The 20,848-nt window shown below is 70.2% G+C and carries 20 protein-coding genes, 2 tRNA genes and 1 pseudogene; 12 read left to right on the top strand and 11 right to left on the bottom strand.

Translation table 11 applies throughout. The annotated features are described in order from the left end of the window. Positions 1-50: 50 nt before the first annotated feature. Positions 51-284: a hypothetical protein gene (locus F1D61_RS19045; protein ID WP_203153212.1), complete on the bottom strand. Its 234-nt coding sequence runs from the start codon at positions 282-284 to the stop codon at positions 51-53. 178 nt (positions 285-462) lie between these two features. On the opposite strand from F1D61_RS19045, the gene F1D61_RS19040 reads away from it, so the two are divergent. Further along, a complete protein-coding gene (locus tag F1D61_RS19040) occupies positions 463-1,383 on the top strand; it encodes an oxidoreductase (RefSeq protein WP_203153211.1) in 921 nt (306 codons plus the stop codon). 9 nt (positions 1,384-1,392) lie between these two features. Here the strand turns inward: F1D61_RS19040 and F1D61_RS19035 are convergent, their stop codons facing one another. Then, positions 1,393-1,836, bottom strand: coding sequence for a hypothetical protein (locus tag F1D61_RS19035; RefSeq protein WP_203153210.1), 444 nt, complete (start codon positions 1,834-1,836; stop codon positions 1,393-1,395). A 216-nt stretch (positions 1,837-2,052) separates the two neighbouring features. Here F1D61_RS19035 and F1D61_RS19030 point away from each other — a divergent pair, with 216 nt between their 5' ends. The 3 genes from F1D61_RS19030 (at position 2,053) to F1D61_RS19020 (ending at position 3,578) form a co-directional block, all read left to right on the top strand. Further along, complete coding sequence (locus F1D61_RS19030) at positions 2,053-2,235, top strand: hypothetical protein (protein WP_246775410.1); 183 nt, start codon at positions 2,053-2,055, stop codon at positions 2,233-2,235. Positions 2,236-2,340: 105 nt separating this feature from the next. Next, the gene (locus F1D61_RS19025) at positions 2,341-3,372 is read left to right on the top strand and encodes a DUF2254 domain-containing protein (protein WP_203153208.1); all 1,032 of its coding nucleotides are present in this window, start codon (positions 2,341-2,343) and stop codon (positions 3,370-3,372) included. Beyond that, the gene (locus F1D61_RS19020) at positions 3,366-3,578 is read left to right on the top strand and encodes a hypothetical protein (protein ID WP_203153207.1); all 213 of its coding nucleotides are present in this window, start codon (positions 3,366-3,368) and stop codon (positions 3,576-3,578) included. The genes F1D61_RS19025 and F1D61_RS19020 overlap by 7 nt, the downstream gene beginning before the upstream one ends. Here the strand turns inward: F1D61_RS19020 and F1D61_RS19015 are convergent. Both F1D61_RS19015 and F1D61_RS19010 read right to left on the bottom strand, forming a co-directional pair. Beyond that, a complete protein-coding gene (locus tag F1D61_RS19015; protein ID WP_203153206.1) occupies positions 3,569-5,422 on the bottom strand; it encodes an ABC transporter ATP-binding protein in 1,854 nt (617 codons plus the stop codon). The two genes, F1D61_RS19020 and F1D61_RS19015, sit on opposite strands and share 10 nt — an antisense overlap. 145 nt (positions 5,423-5,567) lie before the next feature. Beyond that, entirely contained in the window at positions 5,568-6,266 is a 699-nt protein-coding gene (locus tag F1D61_RS19010) for a glutathione S-transferase family protein (protein ID WP_203153205.1), read from the bottom strand. 104 nt (positions 6,267-6,370) lie between these two features. Here F1D61_RS19010 and F1D61_RS19005 point away from each other — a divergent pair, with 104 nt between their 5' ends. Beyond that, positions 6,371-6,931, top strand: a complete 561-nt coding sequence (locus F1D61_RS19005) for a TetR/AcrR family transcriptional regulator (protein WP_203153204.1) — start codon at positions 6,371-6,373, stop codon at positions 6,929-6,931. A gap of 152 nt (positions 6,932-7,083) precedes the next feature. On the opposite strand, the gene F1D61_RS19000 is transcribed toward F1D61_RS19005, so the two are convergent. Both F1D61_RS19000 and F1D61_RS18995 read right to left on the bottom strand, forming a co-directional pair. Then, positions 7,084-7,158 (bottom strand) — tRNA-Thr (locus tag F1D61_RS19000). Positions 7,159-7,245: 87 nt separating this feature from the next. After that, positions 7,246-7,320, bottom strand: a tRNA-Thr gene (locus F1D61_RS18995). 210 nt (positions 7,321-7,530) lie between these two features. On the opposite strand from F1D61_RS18995, the gene F1D61_RS18990 reads away from it, so the two are divergent. From F1D61_RS18990 to F1D61_RS18975, 4 genes are read left to right on the top strand one after another with little or no spacing between them, the layout of a single operon-like run. Further along, on the top strand, positions 7,531-8,520 hold the full coding sequence (locus F1D61_RS18990; RefSeq protein ID WP_203153203.1) for an ABC transporter ATP-binding protein: 990 nt from the start codon (positions 7,531-7,533) through the stop codon (positions 8,518-8,520). Between the two features lie 31 nt (positions 8,521-8,551). Continuing rightward, the gene (locus F1D61_RS18985; RefSeq protein WP_203153202.1) at positions 8,552-9,835 is read left to right on the top strand and encodes an ABC transporter substrate-binding protein; all 1,284 of its coding nucleotides are present in this window, start codon (positions 8,552-8,554) and stop codon (positions 9,833-9,835) included. Beyond that, complete coding sequence (locus F1D61_RS18980; protein ID WP_203153201.1) at positions 9,832-10,779, top strand: ABC transporter permease; 948 nt, start codon at positions 9,832-9,834, stop codon at positions 10,777-10,779. The genes F1D61_RS18985 and F1D61_RS18980 overlap by 4 nt, the downstream gene beginning before the upstream one ends. A gap of 5 nt (positions 10,780-10,784) precedes the next feature. Next, positions 10,785-11,681: an ABC transporter permease gene (locus F1D61_RS18975; protein ID WP_203153200.1), complete on the top strand. Its 897-nt coding sequence runs from the start codon at positions 10,785-10,787 to the stop codon at positions 11,679-11,681. A 5-nt stretch (positions 11,682-11,686) separates the two neighbouring features. Here F1D61_RS18975 and F1D61_RS18970 read toward each other — a convergent pair whose 3' ends face one another. The 4 genes and pseudogenes from F1D61_RS18970 to F1D61_RS18955 form a co-directional block, all read right to left on the bottom strand. Continuing rightward, positions 11,687-12,403, bottom strand: coding sequence for an MgtC/SapB family protein (locus F1D61_RS18970; protein ID WP_203153199.1), 717 nt, complete (start codon positions 12,401-12,403; stop codon positions 11,687-11,689). 362 nt (positions 12,404-12,765) lie between these two features. Continuing rightward, positions 12,766-13,245: pseudogene (locus tag F1D61_RS34335) on the bottom strand (NUDIX hydrolase); the annotation flags it as partial. A 390-nt stretch (positions 13,246-13,635) separates the two neighbouring features. Continuing rightward, entirely contained in the window at positions 13,636-14,097 is a 462-nt protein-coding gene (locus F1D61_RS18960) for a MarR family winged helix-turn-helix transcriptional regulator (RefSeq protein WP_203153197.1), read from the bottom strand. 203 nt (positions 14,098-14,300) lie between these two features. Further along, positions 14,301-14,651 carry a hypothetical protein gene (locus F1D61_RS18955; protein ID WP_432443154.1) on the bottom strand — a complete coding sequence of 117 codons (351 nt, stop codon included), beginning with the start codon at positions 14,649-14,651 and terminating at the stop codon, positions 14,301-14,303. Positions 14,652-14,903: 252 nt separating this feature from the next. Here F1D61_RS18955 and F1D61_RS18950 point away from each other — a divergent pair, with 252 nt between their 5' ends. From F1D61_RS18950 to F1D61_RS18940, 3 genes are all read left to right on the top strand, one after another. After that, positions 14,904-15,794 (top strand): C40 family peptidase, encoded by an 891-nt coding sequence (locus tag F1D61_RS18950; RefSeq protein ID WP_203153196.1) that lies wholly within the window; start codon positions 14,904-14,906, stop codon positions 15,792-15,794. A gap of 226 nt (positions 15,795-16,020) precedes the next feature. Further along, positions 16,021-16,611, top strand: coding sequence for a helix-hairpin-helix domain-containing protein (locus F1D61_RS18945; protein ID WP_203153195.1), 591 nt, complete (start codon positions 16,021-16,023; stop codon positions 16,609-16,611). 561 nt (positions 16,612-17,172) lie between these two features. Further along, a complete protein-coding gene (locus F1D61_RS18940; RefSeq protein WP_203153194.1) occupies positions 17,173-19,392 on the top strand; it encodes a TonB-dependent receptor in 2,220 nt (739 codons plus the stop codon). 169 nt (positions 19,393-19,561) lie between these two features. Here the strand turns inward: F1D61_RS18940 and F1D61_RS18935 are convergent, their stop codons facing one another. Next, entirely contained in the window at positions 19,562-20,839 is a 1,278-nt protein-coding gene (locus F1D61_RS18935) for a D-amino acid dehydrogenase (RefSeq protein ID WP_203153193.1), read from the bottom strand. Between the last annotated feature and the right edge of the window lie 9 nt (positions 20,840-20,848).

The following is a 20,848-nucleotide window of genomic DNA, read 5'->3' as shown; positions in this document are numbered from 1 at the left end:
GGAGTCGGGCTGGCAGGCGAGACACTGTAGACGATACGGCCGGTCGAGCCTCACTCCACCGCCGGCTCCCGCAAGAAACCGGCCTCCCGCAACGCCGTCTCCACCGCGTCGCACAGAGCCCCCTCGGGATCGTCGTTGACCGCCTCCGGGGGCGTGAGCGGCACCATCGGCGGAAACGGCGCGATCGCCTCCGGCGGGGCGGACAGGACCGTCTCTTCCGGCACCGCGTCGCGGTCGTCGGGCAGCTTGTGCGGTCGCAGGGTGGAGATCAGCCGGCCGATCATGCGGGGTTCCTCGCATCCTCCAGTGTATCGGCGATCGATATGCAAGCTAAGCGTGCATGACCGGTCAGGGCAAGCAAGGAACGTGCGCGGAAGCGGTTTCGATCCACGCCACCGCCCTCTTCCCGTCGGGAGGCGCGCTCCCATCTCGGAACTCTCCCGAGAGCGAAGGAGCGCGCGCATGCCCTGGACCCCCGCCCTGATCCCGCCCCAGGCCGGGCGCCGCGCGCTCGTCACCGGGGCGACGAGCGGCATCGGCTACGAGGCGGCCCTGGCGCTCGCGGGGGCCGGGGCGGAGATCGTGATCGCCGCCCGGGACTTAGGCAAGGCCGAGGCGACGGCGGCGGCGATCCGCCGGGCGCATCCGGCGGCGATCGTGGAGTGCCGCCGCCTCGACACCGCGCGCCTCGCCTCGGTGCGGGCCTTCGCCGCGGCCTGGCGGGCGGAGGGGCGGCCGATCGACCTCCTGCTGCTGAATGCCGGCATCGCCGCCGTGCCCCGGCGCGAGGAGACCGTGGACGGGTTCGAGCGCCAGTTCGCCACCAACTACCTCGGCCATCTCGCCCTGACCGGCCTGCTCTGGCCGAGCCTCCGGCCGGCGGTCGGCACCCGGGTGGTCGCGGTGGCGAGCATCGCCCACCGCTCGGGCAGGATCGCCTTCGACGACCTGCAGCGGCGGCGCGCCTACGGGCCGCAGAGCGCCTACCGGCAGACCAAGCTGGCGATGCTGATGTTCGCGCTCGAACTCGACCGGCGCCTGCGCGCGGCGGGCTCCCCGATCCGCTCGGTTGCGGCCCATCCGGGGATCGCGGCGACCGCCATCGCCCGGCGCGGCGACCGGGCCGGGCGGCTCGCGGAGCGCATCGGCGCCGGCCTCCTCGGGCTGATCGGCCAGTCGGCGACGCGCGGCGCCCTGCCCCTGCTCTACGCCGCGACGGCGCCGGAGGTGGAAGGCGGGCGGTATTACGGCCCGGACGGGCTGTGGGAGGTCCGCGGCGATCCGGGACCGGCGAGGATCGAACCCCATGCCGCCGATCCCGAGGCAGCGGGGCGGCTCTGGGCCCTGTCGGAGACGCTGACGGATGTCACCTACCCTCTCTGACCGCGCCCGCTACTCGTCGTCGTCCTCTTCGATCGCGGGCGCGACGGAGCCGGTCGAGGGCACGTCGATGGACGGAACCGCGAAGGACGGCGCCGCGACCGACGGGATGCCCGGGGCCGCCGCCACCTGCGACCGGGCGGGCATCATGCCGGCCGCGAAGGCGACGAAGCCCGCCGCGTCGCGCAGGTCCCGTGGCTGATGGGGATCGCGGGAGATCAGCGTCGCCTCGCGTTGCAGGCGGGCGTTGCAGGCCGCCGAGGCCAGGCCGCCGCGGGGCGTGCAGGCATCGTGCCGGGCGCAGGCCGCGTCGAGGGCGTCGATCGGCGGCAGGGGCGCGTTGTTGCCCGGGCCGCAGTAATTGCCGTGGATGAGGAGCGCCGGCGGACGACCGGATTGCGCCAGGGCGGGCGCGGCGAGGCCGCAGGCGAGGACGAGCGGAATGGCGAAGCGCATCGGTCTGATCCCTTCGTTGCCCCCGGCCAACGGTACTGCAAAAACCCGGTTCCGTCTTGCGTCGAACCGTCCCGCTTACCCGCGCATCGGCCAGGAACACGATCCGGCACCATCCGCGATGTTTCCGTGTTGATCCGCGACGACTTGAACGCGCGCAGGCTTGCCGGCCGCCGCCGGATGCCAAATGTAGGACCGATGATCGCATCCGATTCCGATATGTCCGGGTCCGGCGAGCCGCAGGGCGGCAGTCCGACCCTGGACGCGGCGAGCCGGGAGCGGCTCGGCCGCTACCTCCAGGCCCTGTACGAACCCGTCCTCGACGAGGGGCTCGACCCGCGCCTCGCCGAACTCATCCACCAGCTCGACCGCGACCGCGCCGAGCGGGAGGGCGAATCCTGAACGCCCAGGACAGACCATCAGGACAGACCATGCAGGGCGGCCCTGCCCCGCCGGTAGGGCCGCCCTAGAATCCCCTGCCTTGGGATTCCGGGTGGGCGAGGGCGGATGGGTCGCTGGGCATGGATGGGGCGGCAGGTCGTCCGGCAGATCTGGTTCCGGGCGGCGCTGATCAGCCTGTTCGGCGTCGGCCTCGCCCTCGTCGCCGCCTTCGTCGGGCCGTACCTGCCGGCGAACGTGCATGCCCAGCTCGGGCAGGACGCGGTCGGGACGATCCTCCAGATCATGGCATCGAGCATGCTGGCGGTGACGACCTTCTCGCTCACCGCGATGGTCAGCGCCTACGGCTCGGCGACCCAGCTCGCGACGCCGCGGGCAACGCAGCTCCTGATCGGCGATCCGACCTCGCAGAACGCGCTGTCGACCTTCCTGGGCGCCTTCGTGTTCTCGGTGGTCGGCATCATCGGGCTGCAATCGAGCGTCTACGGCGATAGCGGGCGCGTCGTCCTGTTCTCCGGCACGGTGCTGGTCGTCGCGGTGGTGGTGGTCACGCTCCTGCGCTGGATCGGCCACATCACCGGCTTCGGGCGGATGGGCGACGTGATCGACCGCGTCGAGGAGGCCGCTGGCGCGGCGATGCAGGCCTTCTCCGCCGATCCGCGCCTCGGCGGGCGGCCGGCCGTCGCGGTGCCGGAAGGCGCCGTGCCGGTCTTTTCCGAGACGACCGGCTACGTCACCCATATCGACGTCGCCTCCCTCGGGTCGATCGCCCGGCAACGCGATCTCGTGGTCCATATCGCGGCCCTGCCGGGCACGCTGGTCCACCCGACACGGCCGCTGCTCCATATCGAGGGCGATGCCGGCAAGGACGGCGAGACCCTGGAGAAGACCCTGGCGAGCGCCTTCGCGATCGAGCGCCACCGGCGCTTCGACCAGGATCCGCGCCTCGGCCTGATTGCGCTGTCCGAAATCGCGAGCCGGGCCCTGGCGCCGGCCACCAACGATCCCGGCACCGCGATCGAGGTGCTGAACGCCCTGCTGCGGGTGCTGCTGCATCTGCCGCCCGACGAGCCGGAGGGCGAGGAACTGGCCGAGCGGCCCCGGTCCACGTGCCGCGCCCGACGCTCGACGACATGCTGACCGACGCCTTCCGGCCGCTGATCCGCGAGGGGATCGCGGAGATCGAGGTGACGATCCGGCTGGCGAAGACGCTCCACGCCCTGCGCGCCGCCCGTCCCTACGCGGCGGCGTCCGTGGCCCGCATCGCCGAGCGCCTGGACCGGGCCGCCCGCGACGCGATCACCGATGCGGGCGACCGCGCCGACTACGAGGCGGCTCAGCGATAGCCGGCGGCCTGGAGCTCGAACAACTCGGCGTAGCGCCCGCCCTTCGCCACCAGCGCGGCGTGCGTCCCCTCCTCCAGCACCCGGCCCCCGGCCAGCACCACGATCCGGTCGGCCCGGCGCACGGTGGAGAAGCGGTGCGAGATGAGGAGCGCGGTGCGACCCGCCGCGAGGTCGGCGAAGCGGCGAAACACCTCGGCCTCGGCCCCGGCATCGAGGGCCGCCGTCGGCTCGTCGAGGACGAGCACGGCCGCGTCGCGCCGGTAGGCCCGGGCGATCGCCACCTTCTGCCACTCGCCGCCGGACAATTCGACCCCGTCCTCGAAGCGCCGGCCGAGGCGCTGGTCGTAGGTGCCGGGCAGCCGCGCGATCACCGCGTCGGCGAGCGCCCGCCGGGCCGCGAGCGCGATCCCGTCCCGGTCCGCCCGCGCCTCGATGCGGCCGACCGCGATGTTGTCGCCGGCCGTGAAATCGAACCGCATGAAATCCTGGAAGATCACGCCGATGCGGGCGCGGAGAGAGTCGATGTCGTACTCGGCGAGGTCGCGGCCATCGAGCAGGATGCGCCCTTCCGTCGGCGCGTAGAGACGGGCGAGCAGCTTGACGATTGTGGTCTTGCCGGCGCCGTTCTCGCCTACCAGCGCCACCACCTCGCCGGCCCCGATGGCGAGCGACAGGTGCCGCACCGCCCAGCGGCTCTCGCCCGGATAGCGGTAGCCGACCTCCTCGAACACGAAGCCCTCGCGCAGGCGCTCGGGCACCGGCAGGGTCCCGGAGCGGATGGTCGGCGCGATGGTGAAGAACGAGAACAGGTCGTCGAGATACTGCGCCTGGCCGAGCAGCTGCGAGGCGCCGAGCAGCAGCCCCTCGACGAGGCTGCGCAGGCGCAGGAAAGCCCCGCCCAGAAAGGTGAGGTCGCCGACGGTGAGGGTGCCGGACAAAGCCTCCCCGGCGATGACGAGATAGGCGGCGTAATAGGCGAGCGTACCCAACGTCGCGAAGGCGCCGCCGGCGAGCGCCCGGTGCCGGGCGAGGTCCCGGTTCTCGGAGAGCAGCCGGGAGGCGAGTTCGCGGAACCGCTCGGCGAGGTGGGCGGCGAGGCCGAACAGCTTCACCTCCTTGGCGCTGTGCGCATCGGCGCCGAGATAGCGCAGGTAATCGGTCTCGCGCCGGTCCGGGCTGCGGCGCCAGGCAAGGCGGTAGCCGCGGGCGTTGAAGTGCAATTCGTTGAGGAAGGCCGGGATCAGGGCGAGCACCAGGAGCAGCACCAGCCCCGGCAGCATCGTGCCGACGGCGACCGCCAGAGTCATCGCGGTGACGAGGTCCTGGAGCTGGCCGAGCAGCTGGCCGATCAGGTTCGAGCGCCAGGCGACCTGGCGCCGGGCCCGCTCCAGCTGGTCCTGCACCGCGCTGTCCTCGAACTGCTCGAGGTCGAGGGCGGCGGCGTGGGCCATCAGGCGCAAGGTGGTGGCGTTGCCGACCTTCTCCGCCAGCACCCCATCGACGTAAGACGTCGCCCGCCCGAGCAGGTCCGAGACGACCGCGAGCCCGAGCTCGATCCCGACGAGGAGCCCGACGTGATGGAGCCGCGGATCGGTGAGCCAGCCGCCCGAGGGCGGCGGCCCGGCGCGGCCCGCCACCACGGCATCGACCACGAGCTTGGCCACATAGAGCATCAGGGCCGGCAGCCCGGCGCGCAGGAGGCGTAGAGTCAGGCTGGCGAGAGTGAGCCGCGGATCGGTCGCGACGGCGAGGCGGAACAGGGCGGGGAGATGGCGCAGGGGCCCGAGCCGGGCGGCGGCGGCGCGGCGCCAGGCGGAGAAGCGGCTGTCGGCGGGGATGTCCATGGGGCGGATATAGGGGCGGCCGCGCCGTGGGGGCGTGGTCCCGCCGCTTCAACCCAGGGCGGGCCGGGCGACGGGATCGGGCCGCTTCCCATCACCGCCGGATCAGGCGACGAGGTCACTCCCGCATGGTTCACTTGCGCCAGAGCTACTTGCGAGCATCCAGCTCCGCCACGCCGCTGTTGCGATCGGCATAGGCCGCCTGGAAAGCCGGGCGCTGCTGCCAGCGCCGCCAGAAGGCATCGAGGTATTCGAACCGCTCGTCCAGGGGCGTCGCATTCACCGGGAACTTCGAGAACGCCACCGCGGTCGCCAGGGTGATGTCCGAGAAGGTCGGCGCGTCCCCGCCGAGCATCCAGTCGCGGCCGTCGGACAGGTGCCGGTCCACCAGCCCCGCATGGGCCAGCGCCTCCTTGCGGCAATGCTCGCCCCAGGCCGGGTTGTGCGTGAGTTCGAGCTTCGGCCCGAGGCCCTGGTGCAGGACGTGGAACATCGTGGTGATGCGGTAGAGGATGTGGACCCAGATGCGATTGTCCCACATCGCGTCGAGACCCTGCTCCATCGGGGTCTCGCCCATGATGCGGCGGCCGGGGAAGCTCTGGTCGAGGTAGCGGACGATGGCGGCCGTCTCGGAGAGCGTGCTGCCATCCTCGAAGCGAAGCGTCGGCGTCTCGCCCCACGGGTTCATCTTGAGGTGGCGCCACTGACGCTGCTCGCCGCCGGGCGCCATGTCGTAGATGTGCTCCTCGAACCGATCGGCGATGCCCTTCTCGTGCAGGAACAGGCGGAGGCGCTGCGGGTTCGGGAAGGCGGAGGGCGAGGTGAAGAGGCGGGGCTTGGCCGTCATCGGGATATCCTCATCATCTACCTGTCGTCAGGTAGATACCACACATATGGGCTTCCCCCCTCGCTTGTCAAAGCCTATCTACCGTCAGGTAGCGGGAGGCAGGAATGAGCGGCGACACCAGGGAGCGGATCATGGAGGCCGCGCGGCTCACCGTGCAGGATCTCGGCTACGGTGGCCTCAGCTTCCGTGAGTTGGCCAAGGATGTCGGCATCAAGAGCGCCAGCATCCACTACTACTTCCCGACGAAGGGCGAGCTCGGGGAGGCGATCATGCAGCGCTACATCGATCGCTACGAGCGCTATCTCGACGAAATCCTGAACGACACCATCGACAGCACGACCATGATGCGGCGATACACCGACGTGTTTCGCGACACGCTGCTGAACGGCAACCGCCTGTGCCTGGCCGGGATGCTGGCGGCGGAACGCAACGACCTCCCGGCCGAGGTCCGTACCGAAGTCGTCAGGTGGGGGGAGATGAACGAGCGCTGGATCGCGCGGGTGCTGGCCCCGGGGGAGGATGCTCCTCCGGAGGACATCCGGCGACGGGCGAAGGCCGTCTTCGCGGCGGTGTCGGGCGCGCAGATGATCGCGCATGGCCGGGACGACGTCGGTCTCTACGACGAGGTCGTCTCGGCTTACCGGGAGAGCGGCCTTATCCCGTGACCGAAGTCACGGACCACGGCATACGCAAGCGACGTTCGCAGCCCCCATCTGCGGCGAGACGAACACTTCCTTGCCGGGCAAGGCTCTCGCTGCGAGGAGCGGGACTGAATGATTGGCAGCAGCGGCTCAGGCCGCTCGGGTCGTCAGGAGAATGGTGCCGCTGGGGAGGATTGAACTCCCGACCTCGTCATTACCAATGACGCGCTCTACCACTGAGCTACAACGGCGCGCCGGTGCCGCGCTGCCCTCCCGGTCGGGATCGGACAGCCTTCAGACACACCGAGCGAAATCTTGAAGACTTCCACTGTGGTGGATGGTGCCGCTGGGGAGGATTGAACTCCCGACCTCGTCATTACCAATGACGCGCTCTACCACTGAGCTACAACGGCCCGTCGGCGCCGCCCGTCCCGCCCTTGACCGGGTGGTGCGTGGTGCGCCGAAGACGAGCGGGGGGATAGCGGATCGCCCGGCGCATTGCAACAGGCGCGCGGGCAGGAATCGAAGGCCTCCGGCGGAGCGCCGCGCCAAGCCCTTTCGCCACCCCCTGGCCCGCCCCTTGCTTTGCCCTCCCGCAACGAGAGCCGCCGAGGGGAGAGCGCGTGGACATCGAACTGATCAGCCTGACCAAGCGCTACGGCGACACCGTCGCGGTCGATGGGATCAACCTGAAGATCCGGTCCGGCTCGTATTGCTGCCTGCTCGGGCCGTCCGGCTGCGGCAAGACCACGACGCTCCGGATGATCGCCGGGCACGAGACCGTCTCGTCGGGCGACGTGGTGATCGGCCCGAAGGCCGTCGGCGACCTGCCGCCGGCGCAGCGCGGCACCGCGATGATGTTCCAGAGCTACGCGCTGTTTCCCCACCTCACCTGCCGCGACAACGTCGCCTTCGGGTTGAAGATGCGGGGCGTCGCGAAGGACGAGCGCCTCAAGCGCGCCGAGGCGATGCTGGCGCTCGTGCAGATGGACCATCTCGCCGGCCGCCTGCCGGCCCAGCTCTCCGGCGGCCAGCAGCAGCGCGTGGCGCTCGCCCGGGCCCTCGTCACCGGCCCGAAGGTGCTGCTCCTCGACGAGCCGCTCTCGGCCCTCGATCCGTTCCTGCGGGTGCGGATGCGGACCGAGCTGAAGCGGCTGCAATCCGAGCTCGGCATCACCTTCGTGCACGTCACCCACAGCCAGGAGGAGGCGATGGCGCTGTCTGACCTCGTGGTGGTGATGAATGGCGGCCGCATCGAGCAGGCGGCCGATCCCCGCACGGTGTTCGAGCGCCCGGCCACCGCCTTCGTCGCCCGCTTCATCGGCGGCCACAACGTCATCGCGCTGCCCGACCGGCGCATCGCCGTGCGGGCGGACCGGATGCGGCTCGGTCCCGAGGCCGGCCCCGAGGGGATGAGCGCCCGGGTGGTCGCGGTCGAGTACCAGGGCAGCACCGTGCATGTCGGCCTCGAGGCGCCGGACCTTGCCGCAGAGGCCGGGGCGCCGCTCACCGCGATCCTGAGCGACCACGCCTACGCCACTCATCCCCTCGCCCTCGGAGACAACGTGCGGGTGGGCTGGCCGGCGGGCGAGGCCCATCGCCTCGACGCCTGACGACGACTTTCAAAAAAAGGGAGAGTCCAGCATGACCGACACCAAGACCCCCCGCCTGTCGCGCCGCACGCTGCTGCAAGGGGCCGGCGCCGCAGCCGGCCTCGCCGCCGGCTCCGGTGTCATCACGGGCTTTCCGGCGATCATCGCCGCCGAGCCGGTGACCCTGCGCTACCTCGGCACCGCCGTGAACCAGAGCGGCGACATCGCCCGCAAGGTGAAGGAGGATCTCGGCATCACGATCGAGTACATCCCGGTCGTGACCGACGAGGTCTCGAAGCGCGTCGTCACCCAGCCGAACTCGTTCGACATCGTCGATTCCGAATATTTCAGCCTCAAGAAGCTGATGCCGTCGGGCAACCTCGTCGGCATGGATGCGCGCCGGATCAAGAACGCCGACAAGATCACCCCGGTCTTCACCAAGGGCGAGGTCGCGGGCAAGAAGATCGGCGACCAGGGCACGGCGCCCAAGAAGGTGTTCTACCTCGAAGGCCAGAACTCGACCAAGTTCGCCTCGTCCCCGACCGAGTGGATCACCCTGATCCCGACCACCTACAACGCCGACACGCTCGGCATCCGGCCCGACCTGATCAAGCGCCCGATCACCTCGTGGAAGGAACTGCTGAACCCCGAGTTCAAGGGCAAGGCCTCGATCCTCAACATCCCGTCGATCGGCATCATGGATGCCGCCATGGTGGTGGAGGCGACCGGCGACTACACCTATCCCGACAAGGGCAACATGACGAAGGCCGAGATCGACCGCACCATGAAGGTGCTGATCGAGGCCAAGCGCGCCGGGCAGTTCCGCGCCTTCTGGCAGGACTTCAACGAATCCGTGAACCTGATGGCGTCGGGCGAGACGGTGATCCAGTCGATGTGGTCGCCCGCCGTGACCAAGGTGCGCTCGCAGGGCGTCGCCTGCACCTACCAGCCGCTCAAGGAAGGCTATCGTGCCTGGGCCACCGGCTTCGGCCTGCCCAAGACCCTGACCGGCAAGAAGCTCGACGCTGCCTACGATTTCATCAATTGGTTCCTGTCGGGCTGGGCCGGTGCCTATTTGAATCGCCAAGGCTATTATTCGGCGGTGCTGGAGACGGCAAAGGCCAACATGGAGCCCTACGAATGGGCATTCTGGATGGAGGGCAAGCCGGCCGAGAAAGACATCAAGGCCCCGGACGGCACCATCATGGAGAAGGCCGGCGCGGTGCGTGACGGCGGCTCGTTCGAGCAGCGGATGGGCGCCGTCGCCTGCTGGAACTCGGTGATGGACGAGAACACCTACATGGTGCGCAAGTGGAACGAGTTCATCGCCGCATGAGCACGCTCGCGGCTCCAGCCCTCCCGGAGGCGGCGCCAGCCGCCTCCACCCCCACGGGCCTCGCAGCAGCGACCCGGCGCCAGCGCCGGCTGGCCTACTGGCAGGCGATGCCGCTCGGGCTCGTCTTCCTCGTGTTCTTCCTGGTGCCGCTGGCGCTGACCCTGATCGTCAGCTTCTGGGAGTACAACGAGTACGAGATCATCCCAGCCTTCACGCTGCAGAACTACAAGGACGTGTTCGAGGGCTGCCTGTCGGGGGGCGACCTCTGCACCACCTTCCGGACCTACCTGTCGACGTTGAAGTTCTGCCTGCTCGGCTGGGCCGCGACGCTGACCATCGGCTTCACGGTGGCCTACTTCGTCGCCTTCCACGTCCGTTCGACGGCGATGCAGACGGTGTTGTTTCTCATCTGCACCATCCCGTTCTGGACCTCGAACGTGATCCGGATGATCGCCTGGGTGCCGCTGCTCGGGCGCAACGGCCTCGTCAACGACACGCTGATGGGTCTCGGGTTGATCCGCACCCCGATCGAGGGGCTGCTCTATTCCGATTTCTCGGTGGTGCTGGCCTTCATCCACCTCGACACGGTGTTCATGATCGTGCCGATCTTCAACTCGATGATGCGGATCGACCGCTCCCTGATCGAGGCCGCCACGGATGCCGGCGCCACGCCCTGGCAGACCCTGTGGAACGTCATCGTGCCGCTCTGCAAGCCCGGCATCGCCATCGGGTCGATCTTCGTGCTGACCCTCATCATGGGCGATTTCGTCACCGTCGGCGTCATGGGCGGCCAGCAGATCGCCTCGGTCGGCAAGGTGATCCAGGTGCAGATGGCCTACCTGCAATTCCCCGCCGCCGCCGCCAACGCGGTGGTGCTGCTCGGCGCCGTGATGGTGCTGATCGCCGCGCTGACCCGCCTGATCGACCTGCGCCGGGAGCTTTGACAACAATGCGCCGCGACGGGCCCCGCCCCTTCTCGTTCTACGTGCTGGCGGCCTTCTTCGGGCTGTTCGTGCTGTTCCTCTACGGGCCGACCCTGACGATCCTGGCGCTCAGCTTCCAGGGCCCTCAGGGCGGCCTCACCTTCCCGATGAACGGGGTCTCGACCTTCTGGTTCTCGCGCCTCTGGGCCGGGCTCGGGGTGGTCGACATCTGGGCGGCGTTCCGGCGCTCGCTGGCGCTCGGCCTCGTGGTGATGGGGCTCACCGTCACCATCGCGTTCTTCGCCGGCCTGGCCTTCCGCAAGGGCTTCTTCGGCCAGACGCCCTTGTTCTACGTCGCGGTGGCGAGCCTGATCGTGCCCTCGATCGTGGTGTCGCTCGGCATCGGCCTCGAATTCCGGCTGATCGACGAAGGCATCAAGGCGCTGGCCGCCTGGACCGGGTGGGGCTTCCTCCAGGACCACGGCACCGTGATGGGGCTGTTCACCTCCGCGCTCGGGGCGCATCTCACCTGGACGCTGCCCTTCGGCCTCCTCATCATGTTCGCGGTGTTCAACCGCTTCAACCCGGCCTACGAGGAGGCGGCGCGCGACCTCGGCGCCACCGGCCCGCAATCGCTCCGCCACGTCGTGGTGCCGATCATCCTGCCGTCCCTCGTCGGCGTCGCCCTGTTCGGCTTCACCCTGTCCTGGGACGAGCTCGCCCGGACCAGCCAGGCGATCGGCGGGCGCAACACCCTGCCGCTGGAGTTGCAGGGCCTCACCACCACGGTGACCACGCCGGAGATCTACGCGCTCGGCACCGTGACGACGGGCGTCTCGCTCCTCGTCATCGGGCTCGCCTTCGGCAGCTTCCTGCTGATCCAGCGCCGCCGCGCCAGGCGGGTGACGCTGCCGGGGACCTGACCCACTCAATCCGTCGTGCGCACCGTCCAGGTCGCCCGGCGGATGCCCTCGGCGGCCCCTAAGCGCGCGATCACCGCGTCGATCTCCTCCGGCTCGATCGCGGTGCTGACCAGGGTGGCGACCACCTCGACGTCGTCCTCGCCGCGCTCCTCGACATCGACCTCGCTGACGGGATAGTGGGCCGCCTCCAGGCGCTCGACCAGGAGGTCGCGCACCTCCGAGAGGCGGCCGGTCTCGGTGACGGCACGGACCTCGTAGGTCGCCTCCGAATCGCGCTCGTCGATCGGGATGCGGTTGATGGCGTTGACCAGCGGCCGCAGCAGGGTGTTGCCGGCGAGCACCGCCGCGGTGACCAGCGCGGCCTCCGCCGCGAGATCGACCCCCGACAGGGCGCCGACCGCCGCCGAGCACCAGAGCGTCGCCGCGGTGTTGAGGCCGCGGACGTTCATCCCCTCCTTCATGATCACGCCGGCGCCGAGGAAGCCGACGCCCGAGACCACGTAGGCGACGATGCGGATCGCCCCATCGGCATGGCCGATGCGCATGCCGAGATCGGTGAAGGCGGCCGCGCCCACCGCCACCAGCACGTTGGTGCGCAGGCCCGCGGTGCGCTGCCGGTACTGCCGCTCCGCCCCGATCAGGGTGCCAAGCACGAAGGCGCACAGCAGGCTCAAGGCCGAGTTGAGGAATTCGCCGGCCTGGAAGGCCTGGATGATCGCCATCGCGTCCGCGCCGCTTGTGAGGGGGACGGGCCCCCGAGGCCCGCACCTGAAACCCCGAGCCTATAGCGGGGCCGTGTGACGGCCGGATAGCGGAGCGGTCACGCGCCCTTCGGGTCCGATGCCTTGCCGGCGGCCTTGGACTTGGGAGCCGAAGCCTTGGGAGCCGAAGCCTTGGCGGTTGGAGCCTTGGCAGCCGGGACCTTCGCGCCTGCGGACTTGGTGTCGGCAGACTTGGCCACCCCGGGCTTGGCGGACGTTCCCTTGGGATCCGGCTTCTTCGGATCCGGATCCTTGGCAGCCTGGGTCTCGAGACCCGTATTCTTGAGATCCGTGTTCTTGCCCGCCACCTTCACCTTGGCCTTGCGGGCCTTTGCGCCCTCGGCGCCGACCGCGCGGATCAGGGCGGCCAGGCCGGCCTCGGTCACCGCCTCGGCCGCGTCCTGCACGCTGAACCAGCGGCACTCGCGCTCCTCCTGCTCGGGCCAGGTCTTGAGCTGCTTGCGCACCTCCAGGCGAAAGACCTGGACCTGGCACAGCACCGTGTCGCGGCTCTTCAGGCGCTTGTTGTAGAAATAGCTCCCGAGCGCCCGTCGGCCGACCCGGCCGATCAGGCCGGCCTCCTCGTAGGCCTCGCGCGCGGCGGCCTCGTAGTTCTTCAGGCCCTTCATCGGCCAGCCCTTCGGCGCCACCCAGCGCCGGGTCTCGCGGGAGGTGATGAGCATGACCTGCAAGGTTCCGTCGGGCCCGGTGCGGACCGGCAGCACGGCGACCTGCCGGCGCGGCTCGCCGTTGCGCTCCGACCATCCGGTCAGGAAACCCGCCAGGGATCTCAGGCTCTTCATGATCCGGCGCGGTCCGCGGCGGAACGGCATCCCGGGTCGCGGGAAACGAGGCTCGGGCGATGACGGGACCCAAGGAGATCGAGGCCGAGGGACTTCGAGGCGGGGGATGCCGAGCCAGGCCTCGGGCAGGTCACGGGTGTCACGTCGCGGCGCGCTCGCTGGTCCGGTCTCGGGGAAGGAACCCGAGGACTCCGTGGCAGAGTTCCCTGGCGTCGACCTCTCCTGCGAGACATCTTTGCGCGTCGGGACAGATCCGTCGAGGGCACGTTCCGCAGCCCGGTTTCCCCGCGGCGGATGGCGCACCTCTCCCGTCCCTTTAAGCGGGGTCGGCCATGGCGCTCAAGAAGGATTTGTTAACCGGCAAAACAATCGCTGTGCCGGCGGCCGGAATCAGGCCTCGCCGCCGAGGGTGGCGATGAGGGCGTCGAGGCGGCTGCGCAGCTCGGCGATCTCGCCCTCCGACATCTTCAGGGTCTCGACCACGGAGCGGCGGACCGCCCCGGCCTCCTCCTGGAGAGCCTGGCCCTCCTCGGTCAGGCTGATCTCGACCTCGCGCTCGTCGGCCTGCCGCCGGGTGCGGCGCACGAAGCCGGCGGCCTCCAGGCGCTTCAGCACCGGGGTCAGCGTTCCGGAATCGAGGCGCAGGCGCCGGCCGATATCGGAGACCGTCAGCCCGTCGCTCTCCCACAGCACGATCAGCACGAGGTATTGCGGATAAGTGAGGCCCAGTCGCTCGAGCAGCGGCCGGTAGCACTTCGTCATCCGGTGAGAGGCGGCGTAGAGCGCGTAGCAGAGCTGATTGTCGAGCCGCAGCGCTTCCGCGCCTGACAGGACAGGCTTGAGAGAATTCATGTGCACACCATTCCAACGGCACCCGGGCGCCGCCCTCGCCGCAGGATCATCAGGTCACCAACCTAACACGGCTGACGGACCACCGAAATCCACACCAATGGCTTCGATGGTGAACAATCATCTCTCGGATAGGGCTCCGTCCGCAAGAGCATGGGAGAAATGACCGGATCGCACCCGTCCGAAACCTCGGGCCGACCCGGATCTCACCGCCGGCCGTCGAGGGGCGGCCGGGAACGGCGCTCGACCACCAGGGGCCGGCCGGCCCGGCGCTCGACGATCACCGTGCGCGGGCCGCGCAGGCCGCTGCCGGTGCTGATGATCCGCTCCGGCGCACGCTCGAGCTTCGGCTTGGCGGCCAGGGCCTGGGCGGCCTGCAGCACGTGCGGGCGCACCTCGTCGGGGGGCAGGCCGATCAGGCCCGCGGCGATCTCGACCTGCTGCTCGACGTCGTCGGCGAGGTCCTGTGCCGCGGCCACCGCCTCGGAGATGGTGGGGGGCTCCTTGCGCACCCGGATCGGCGGCAGGTTGCGGGGCTTGTCGGTCGTCTTCTTCACGGGGCGGCTCATCATCATGCGGCTGAGCATAGCGCAGCTGTCGCGATTGTTGCAGTGCAACACGCGCATGTCCAACCCCGCGCCGCTGGAATGGTTGCGCCGGTCTCACGGTTAGCTCGATGGTTAGCCCGCGCTGGCCGCAAGGGAATTCGTTCCACCCGCCCGGCTCCGGCGGGAGAGCGGGCATAAGGTCGCACCATCGCGGCCGGCCGGCTTGCCCGGACCGGGTCGGCCTGAGACACTGGGGAGGCCATGACCGATCTCCCCCGCCTCGACCCGCGCCTGACCCCGGCGCGGCCCGACCTCGCCGACGAACGCCTGCGCGGGCGGGTGGAGGCGGCGGCCTACGTCCCCGGCCGGCCGCACCGGATCGCCGTCCCGGTCGCGCCCCTGCGGCGCGCGCCCGATCCGGCCGCCGGCCTCGACAGCGAGGCCCTGTTCGGCGAGGCCGTCACGATCTTCGACATCCGCGACGGCTGGGCCTTCGCGCAACTCGCGGCCGACAGCTATGTCGGCTACCTCCCGGCCGAAGCCCTGGGGCCCGCCGATCCCGCCCCGACCCACCGGGTCTCGGCCCTGCGCACCTTCCTCTACCCCGCCGCCGACCTGAAGCGCCCGGCTCTCGGCGCGCTCGGCCTCGGCGCCCAGGTGGCGGTGACGGCCCGGGAGGGCGCCTATGCCCGGCTGGACGACGGGCGCTACGTCTGGGCCGGGCACCTCGCCCCCCGCGACGCGATCGAGCCGGACATCGCCGCGACGGCCCTGCGCTTCCTCGGCACGCCCTATCTCTGGGGCGGGCGCAGCAGCCTGGGGCTCGATTGCTCGGGCCTGGTGCAGACGGCCCTGCACGCCGCCGGCCTCGCGGCCCCCCGCGACAGCGATCAGCAGGAGGCGGCCTTGGGCGAGGTGGTGGCGCCAGGTCCCTCTCTCGCTGGCCTGCGGCGGGGCGACCTGGTGTTCTGGCGCGGCCATGTCGGCATGATGCTGGACGAGACGCAGCTGATCCACGCCAACGGCCACCACATGGCGGTGGCGATCGAGCCGCTCGCCGAGGCGGAGGCGCGCATCCGCGCCGGCCGGACCGGGCCGGGCACGGGCGACGGAGCGATCCGCGCGGTCAAGCGCCTGGTGCCCGCCGCCTGATCCTGCTTGCGGCGGGACGACGCCGTCCTCGCCCGGTCCAGATGGTCCCTCGGCCCGGTAACCTGCGGGCCTATTTGCCCCGCGGGACGGTGGATCCATGCACGAATCCGTGGACATCCGGCGGAATAGTGACGCAGCGCGAGGGTCGACGCCTCGCGCCGGCCATAACCCGTCGTAGGATGAGGCGGATACCCTTCGTCTCGAATCCCGAGGATACCCGCTCCCGATGCTGACCGGTTCGGCCATCACCCGCGCGCTCGTCATCGTCGTGCTGGCGGCCGGCCTCGCCGGGCTGTGGCAGTTCTTCATGCCGCGCGCCGCCGGCCCTCACCTCTCCGAGCCGCCCAAGGTGTCGGAGTCGCCAAAGCGCGCCGAGGCCGGCCGAAGCGTGCCGCCCGCACCGACGGGCGAGGCCGGCGATCCGGTGCGCTCGGTCTATCCCGGCCCGCGCCCGGCCGACCCGCCGCCGCAGCGCCCGCCGGTCGTGGCGGAAGCGCCCCCCGCGGCGAGCCCGGTGCCCGTCCCCGTCCCGGCGCCGGTCCCGGCCCCTGCCCCCTCCCCTCCCCCGGTCTTCACCCCGGCGGCCCCCTCCGCGCCGCTGCCGCAGGCCGACGCGACCGCCGACGCGCCGCCCGCGACCGGCACGGTCGACCTCAACACCGCCAGCGTGGCGGAACTGAACGGACTGGGCGGCGGCATGATCGGCAAGGCGATCGTCGCGAGGCGCCCCTACGGGTCGCCGGGCGAGCTCCTGTCGAAGCGGGTGCTGAGCCGGGCGACGTACGAGAAGATCAAGGGTCAGGTGACGGTCCGCTAGGCAGACCTCGCCGAAGTGGCTGCCGGTTTTGCGACAAAAATCCGCGACAGGACAACAACTTGAGCGGACGAAGCGTTGGCCTGCCCACGCAAGTCTGCTCAGGGACCATCGGGACGGCCCCGCGGCCGGGCGGCCCCGAACCCGGATTCCGGCTTGGCCGGAGGACGACCGGACCTTCGGCCGATCCCGAACGGACCGGGATCGAGAATCCGCGGGATCGACGGCTGCGGGGAACCGCGCTCGGTCCAGGGCGCACCCTGCACCGCCTCCCGTCCGAGCCCGTCCCGCCCCGGAGATCCGATAGCCGGAAGCCCTTGCAGTCGGTCCTTCATCGATCCGATCGACTCAACCAGAAATATACACGTATTCATTGCAAATCATCGATTAGATTTTCATTATTCCAGTCTACATAACGTTACCTGACAGCAACACGATCGATCGATGACATCGATTGGACGAGAGTTCCGTTGTGTCAGGCGTCACCATGCCGAATAGGGATGTCCGCCCGATGCGTCGAGCACCGGTCTTCCTCGACGCAGCACATCCCAGGACTGCAATCACATGCCGCGTTATGGACACCATCGTGCCGGCGCCTGCCTCGTCCTCCTGACCGGCCTCGGCGTGGCGCCGGATGCCCGGGCCCAGACCGCACTCGCCCAGACCGCACCCGCCCAGACCGCACCCGCCCAGGACGACATCCGGCTCGACGAGATCTCCGTGCGGGCAGGCGCCGGGCCGGGCGGGCTCGTCGGCCCGACGGCGGTCGTCGGCCCGCCGCCGCCGCCCTATGCGGGCGGCGCGGTCGGCTCGGGCTCGCGGCTCGGCCTGCTCGGCAACCGCTCCGTCTTCGACCAGCCCTTCAGCGCGACCAGCTATACGGACAAGCTGATCCGCGACCAGCAGGCGCGCAACGTCCAGGACGTGGTCAACAACGACCCGTCGATCCGCACCAACGTGCCGGCCTTCTCGGGCATCCTCGGCTTCTTCATCCGCGGCTTCCCGGTCTTCGCCCAGGACATGGCGTTCAACGGCCTGTTCGGCGTCGCCGATGCGTTCAACCCGGCGATCGAGCCGATCGAGCGGGTCGAGGTCCTGCGCGGGCCCTCGACCCTGCTCTCGGGCGTGCCGCCCTTCGGCAATATCGGCGGCACCATCAACCTGATCCCGAAGCGGGCCGGCGACGAGCCGCTCACCCGCGCGACCCTCGGCTACGCCTCCGACGGCCAGATCTACAAGGCGATCGATGTCGGCCGCCGCTTCGGCGAGGCCGGGGAATGGGGCCTGCGCTTCAACGGCGCCTTCAACAACGGCCACACGCCGATCGACAACCAGAGCGTCCATTTCGGGACGGCGGCGCTCGCCCTCGATTATCGCGGCGAGCGCCTGCGGGCGAGCCTCGACCTCGGCTACCAGGAACTCGACTTCACCTCGCCGTTGCGCAACCGCATGGTGGCGGCCGGCGTGCGGATTCCCCGCGCGCCCGACCTGACCGGCAACCAGCAGCAGCCCTGGGAGTACCGCGACAGCGCCAACCAGCACCTCGCCACCCGGGTCGAATACGACCTGACCCCGGACCTGACGCTGTACGGCGCCTATGGCGTCTCGAACTTCCGTCAGGAATATTTCGGCGGGGTGCTGACGATCTTCAACGCCCGCGGCGATTACCGCGATCCGGTCAGCTACCTGCCGTTCCACATCGTCAACCAGACGGCGGAGGCGGGCCTGCGCGGCACCGTGGAGACCGGTCCGGTCAAGCACAGCTTCGGGCTCGCCGCGGTCGGATTCTGGCAGGACCTCGCCCAGCCGCCGGCGCAGAGCGTCGGGCCGACCATCGTGTCGAACCTCTACGACCCCACCTATGTCGCGCCGCGCTCCACCTTCGGCCTGTCGAACGCGACGCCGCGGACCTCGAGCCGGATCAACCGCAGCATCGCCGTCGCCGATACGCTGTCGATCCTCGACGACCGGGTGCTGCTCACGATCGGCGGCCGCTGGCAGAGCCTCGACGTCAATTCCTACAACCCGGCCAGCGGCTTGCGGACCGGGGCGAGCGAGAGCGGCGCCTTCTCGCCGGGCGTCGGCCTCGTGGTGAAGCCGTGGGAACGGCTCTCGCTCTACGCCAACTACGTCGAGGGCCTGACCTCCCCGGTGGCACCGGTGAACGCCGTCAACGCCTCGGCGGCCTTCCCGGCCTTCGTGTCGCGCCAGACCGAGGTGGGCGCCAAGTACGATTTCGGCACCGTCGGCGTCGGCGTCGCGGCCTTCGCGATCGAGCAGCCCTTCGGCTTCCTCGACAGCCGTACCCTGGTCTTCTCCGTCGACGGCCGCCAGCGCAACAGCGGCGTCGAGATGACGGTGTTCGGCGAGCCGGTGCCGGGGGTGCGGCTTCTCGGCGGCGTCACCCTGCTCGACGGGGTGCAGGTGCGCGCGCAGGATCCGCGCAATGTCGGACGCAAGGCGGTCGGCGTGCCGGACGTGCAGCTCAACCTCTACGGCGAGGTCGATCTGCCCCCGAGCCTGCTTCCCGGCCTGACGCTGACCGGGCGGGTGATCTACACCTCGGCCCAGTACTATGACCTCGCCAACAGCCAGAAGATCCCGGACTGGACGACGCTCGACCTCGGTCTGCGCTACGCTACGACATTCCGGGACCGGCCGCTGACCCTGCGGGCCAACGTCGTCAACGTGACGGGCAACACCTACTGGGCTTCGACCGGCCGGGGCATCCTGAGCCAGGGCGCGCCGCGGACCTTCCTGCTCTCGGCGTCGATGGATTTCTGAGAGACGATGGGATGGCCTCGTGCCGGTCGATCCGGCACGACCCTCGACAGCCCTCCTCATCCTCCCGGGACCGCGCAGCGCAAATCCGGAAGGACGAGGAGGGTTCGACTTCGGTCTTCTCTCCCGAGGAAATCCGGCCCTCGACGCACCGCGTCGAGGGCCGGACCGATCACGCCGCCAGCGGCGCCGGGATCTCGGTCTCGCGCTCGGTCACGAGATCGGCGGCGATGCGGCCGGAGCCCGCCGCCATGGTCCAGCCGAGCGTGCCGTGGCCGGTATTGAGCACGAGGCCCCGGATCGGGGTGCGGCCGAGATAGGGCACGTTCGAGGGCGTGGTCGGGCGCAGGCCGCTCCAGGCGGTGGCGGCGGAAAAGTTGCCGGCACTCGGGAAGGTGCGGCGGGCATTCTCCAGGATCGCCGCGACCCGGGCGGCGTCGAGGTGGCGGGTATAGCCCGAGAGTTCGGCGGTGCCGGCGACGCGCAGATGGGTGCCGAGGTTGGAATAGACCAGCTTGTACTCGTCGTCGGTGAGGCTGACCTGCGGCGCGCCGTTATGGCCCTCGATCGGGATCGAGACCGAGTAGCCCTTGGCCGGGTAGATCGCGAGGTTGACCCCGTAGCGGCGCAGGAACGGCGCCGACCACGAGCCGAGGGACACCACGACGTTCGGGGCGCTGAGCCGCTGGTGCCCGCCCTCGACCATCACCTCGACGCCGGTGATCCGGTCGCCTGCCGGAGACAGCAGCAGCCGTGTCGCCTCCGAGCCGTACAGGAAGGTCGCGCCCATCGCGGCGGTGCGGGCGGCGAGCGCCTGGGTGAAGGCGCGGGCGTCGCCGCTCTCGTCCTCCGCCGTGTAGGTGGCGCCGACGACGTCCCCGATGCTGTCGGCGAAGGCGGGCTCGATCGCCAGCACCTCGTCGCGGCCGATCACCCGGCGCTCGCAGCCGTGCCGGCGCATCAGGTCGGCGACGGGCTTGGCCGCCTCGAACTCCTTCAGGTCGCGGTAGAAATGCAGGATGCCGAGCGTCTTCTCCGAATAGGCCAGGCTCTCGGTGGCGCGGATCTCCTGGAGCTTGGCCCGGCTATAGGCACCGAGCCGCACGATCTCGACGGTGTTGCGGCGCGCCCGCTCGGGGGTGCAGTTGCGCAGGAAGCCGGCGATCCACGACCATTGGTGCCGGTCGAGGCGGGGGGTGAAGAGCAGCGGCGCCTTCGCGTCGAACAGCCACTTCATCACCTTGAGCGGCGCGCCCGGATTGGCCCAGGGCTCGGCGTGGCTCACCGAGATCTGGCCGCCATTGGCGTAGCTGGTCTCGAGCCCGGCCCCGGCCTGGCGGTCGACCACGCAGACCGACAGGCCTGCCTTGGCGGCCCAGTAGGCCGTGGCGGTGCCGACGACGCCGGCGCCGAGCACGATGAGATCGAAGGAGGTCTGTTGTCCCGACACGCGTTCCAT

The organism is Methylobacterium aquaticum (assembly GCF_016804325.1).
Taxonomy (GTDB): Bacteria; Pseudomonadota; Alphaproteobacteria; order Rhizobiales; family Beijerinckiaceae; genus Methylobacterium; species Methylobacterium aquaticum_C.
The sequence above is the reverse complement of the archived record's forward strand: the minus strand, read 5'-3'. Positions and strand labels throughout refer to the sequence as shown.

Bases quoted from the DNA above. Each gene is read 5' to 3' on its own strand.
- F1D61_RS19045 (WP_203153212.1), bottom strand. From the start codon at position 284: ATGATCGGCCGGCTGATCTCCACCCTGCGACCGCACAAGCTGCCCGAC.
- F1D61_RS19040 (WP_203153211.1), top strand. From the start codon at position 463: ATGCCCTGGACCCCCGCCCTGATCCCGCCCCAGGCCGGGCGCCGCGCG.
- F1D61_RS19035 (WP_203153210.1), bottom strand. From the start codon at position 1,836: ATGCGCTTCGCCATTCCGCTCGTCCTCGCCTGCGGCCTCGCCGCGCCC.
- F1D61_RS19030 (WP_246775410.1), top strand. From the start codon at position 2,053: ATGTCCGGGTCCGGCGAGCCGCAGGGCGGCAGTCCGACCCTGGACGCG.
- F1D61_RS19025 (WP_203153208.1), top strand. From the start codon at position 2,341: ATGGGTCGCTGGGCATGGATGGGGCGGCAGGTCGTCCGGCAGATCTGG.
- F1D61_RS19020 (WP_203153207.1), top strand. From the start codon at position 3,366: ATGCTGACCGACGCCTTCCGGCCGCTGATCCGCGAGGGGATCGCGGAG.
- F1D61_RS19015 (WP_203153206.1), bottom strand. From the start codon at position 5,422: ATGGACATCCCCGCCGACAGCCGCTTCTCCGCCTGGCGCCGCGCCGCC.
- F1D61_RS19010 (WP_203153205.1), bottom strand. From the start codon at position 6,266: ATGACGGCCAAGCCCCGCCTCTTCACCTCGCCCTCCGCCTTCCCGAAC.
- F1D61_RS19005 (WP_203153204.1), top strand. From the start codon at position 6,371: ATGAGCGGCGACACCAGGGAGCGGATCATGGAGGCCGCGCGGCTCACC.
- F1D61_RS18985 (WP_203153202.1), top strand. From the start codon at position 8,552: ATGACCGACACCAAGACCCCCCGCCTGTCGCGCCGCACGCTGCTGCAA.
- F1D61_RS18980 (WP_203153201.1), top strand. From the start codon at position 9,832: ATGAGCACGCTCGCGGCTCCAGCCCTCCCGGAGGCGGCGCCAGCCGCC.
- F1D61_RS18975 (WP_203153200.1), top strand. From the start codon at position 10,785: ATGCGCCGCGACGGGCCCCGCCCCTTCTCGTTCTACGTGCTGGCGGCC.
- F1D61_RS18970 (WP_203153199.1), bottom strand. From the start codon at position 12,403: ATGGCGATCATCCAGGCCTTCCAGGCCGGCGAATTCCTCAACTCGGCC.
- F1D61_RS18960 (WP_203153197.1), bottom strand. From the start codon at position 14,097: ATGAATTCTCTCAAGCCTGTCCTGTCAGGCGCGGAAGCGCTGCGGCTC.
- F1D61_RS18950 (WP_203153196.1), top strand. From the start codon at position 14,904: ATGACCGATCTCCCCCGCCTCGACCCGCGCCTGACCCCGGCGCGGCCC.
- F1D61_RS18945 (WP_203153195.1), top strand. From the start codon at position 16,021: ATGCTGACCGGTTCGGCCATCACCCGCGCGCTCGTCATCGTCGTGCTG.
- F1D61_RS18940 (WP_203153194.1), top strand. From the start codon at position 17,173: ATGCCGCGTTATGGACACCATCGTGCCGGCGCCTGCCTCGTCCTCCTG.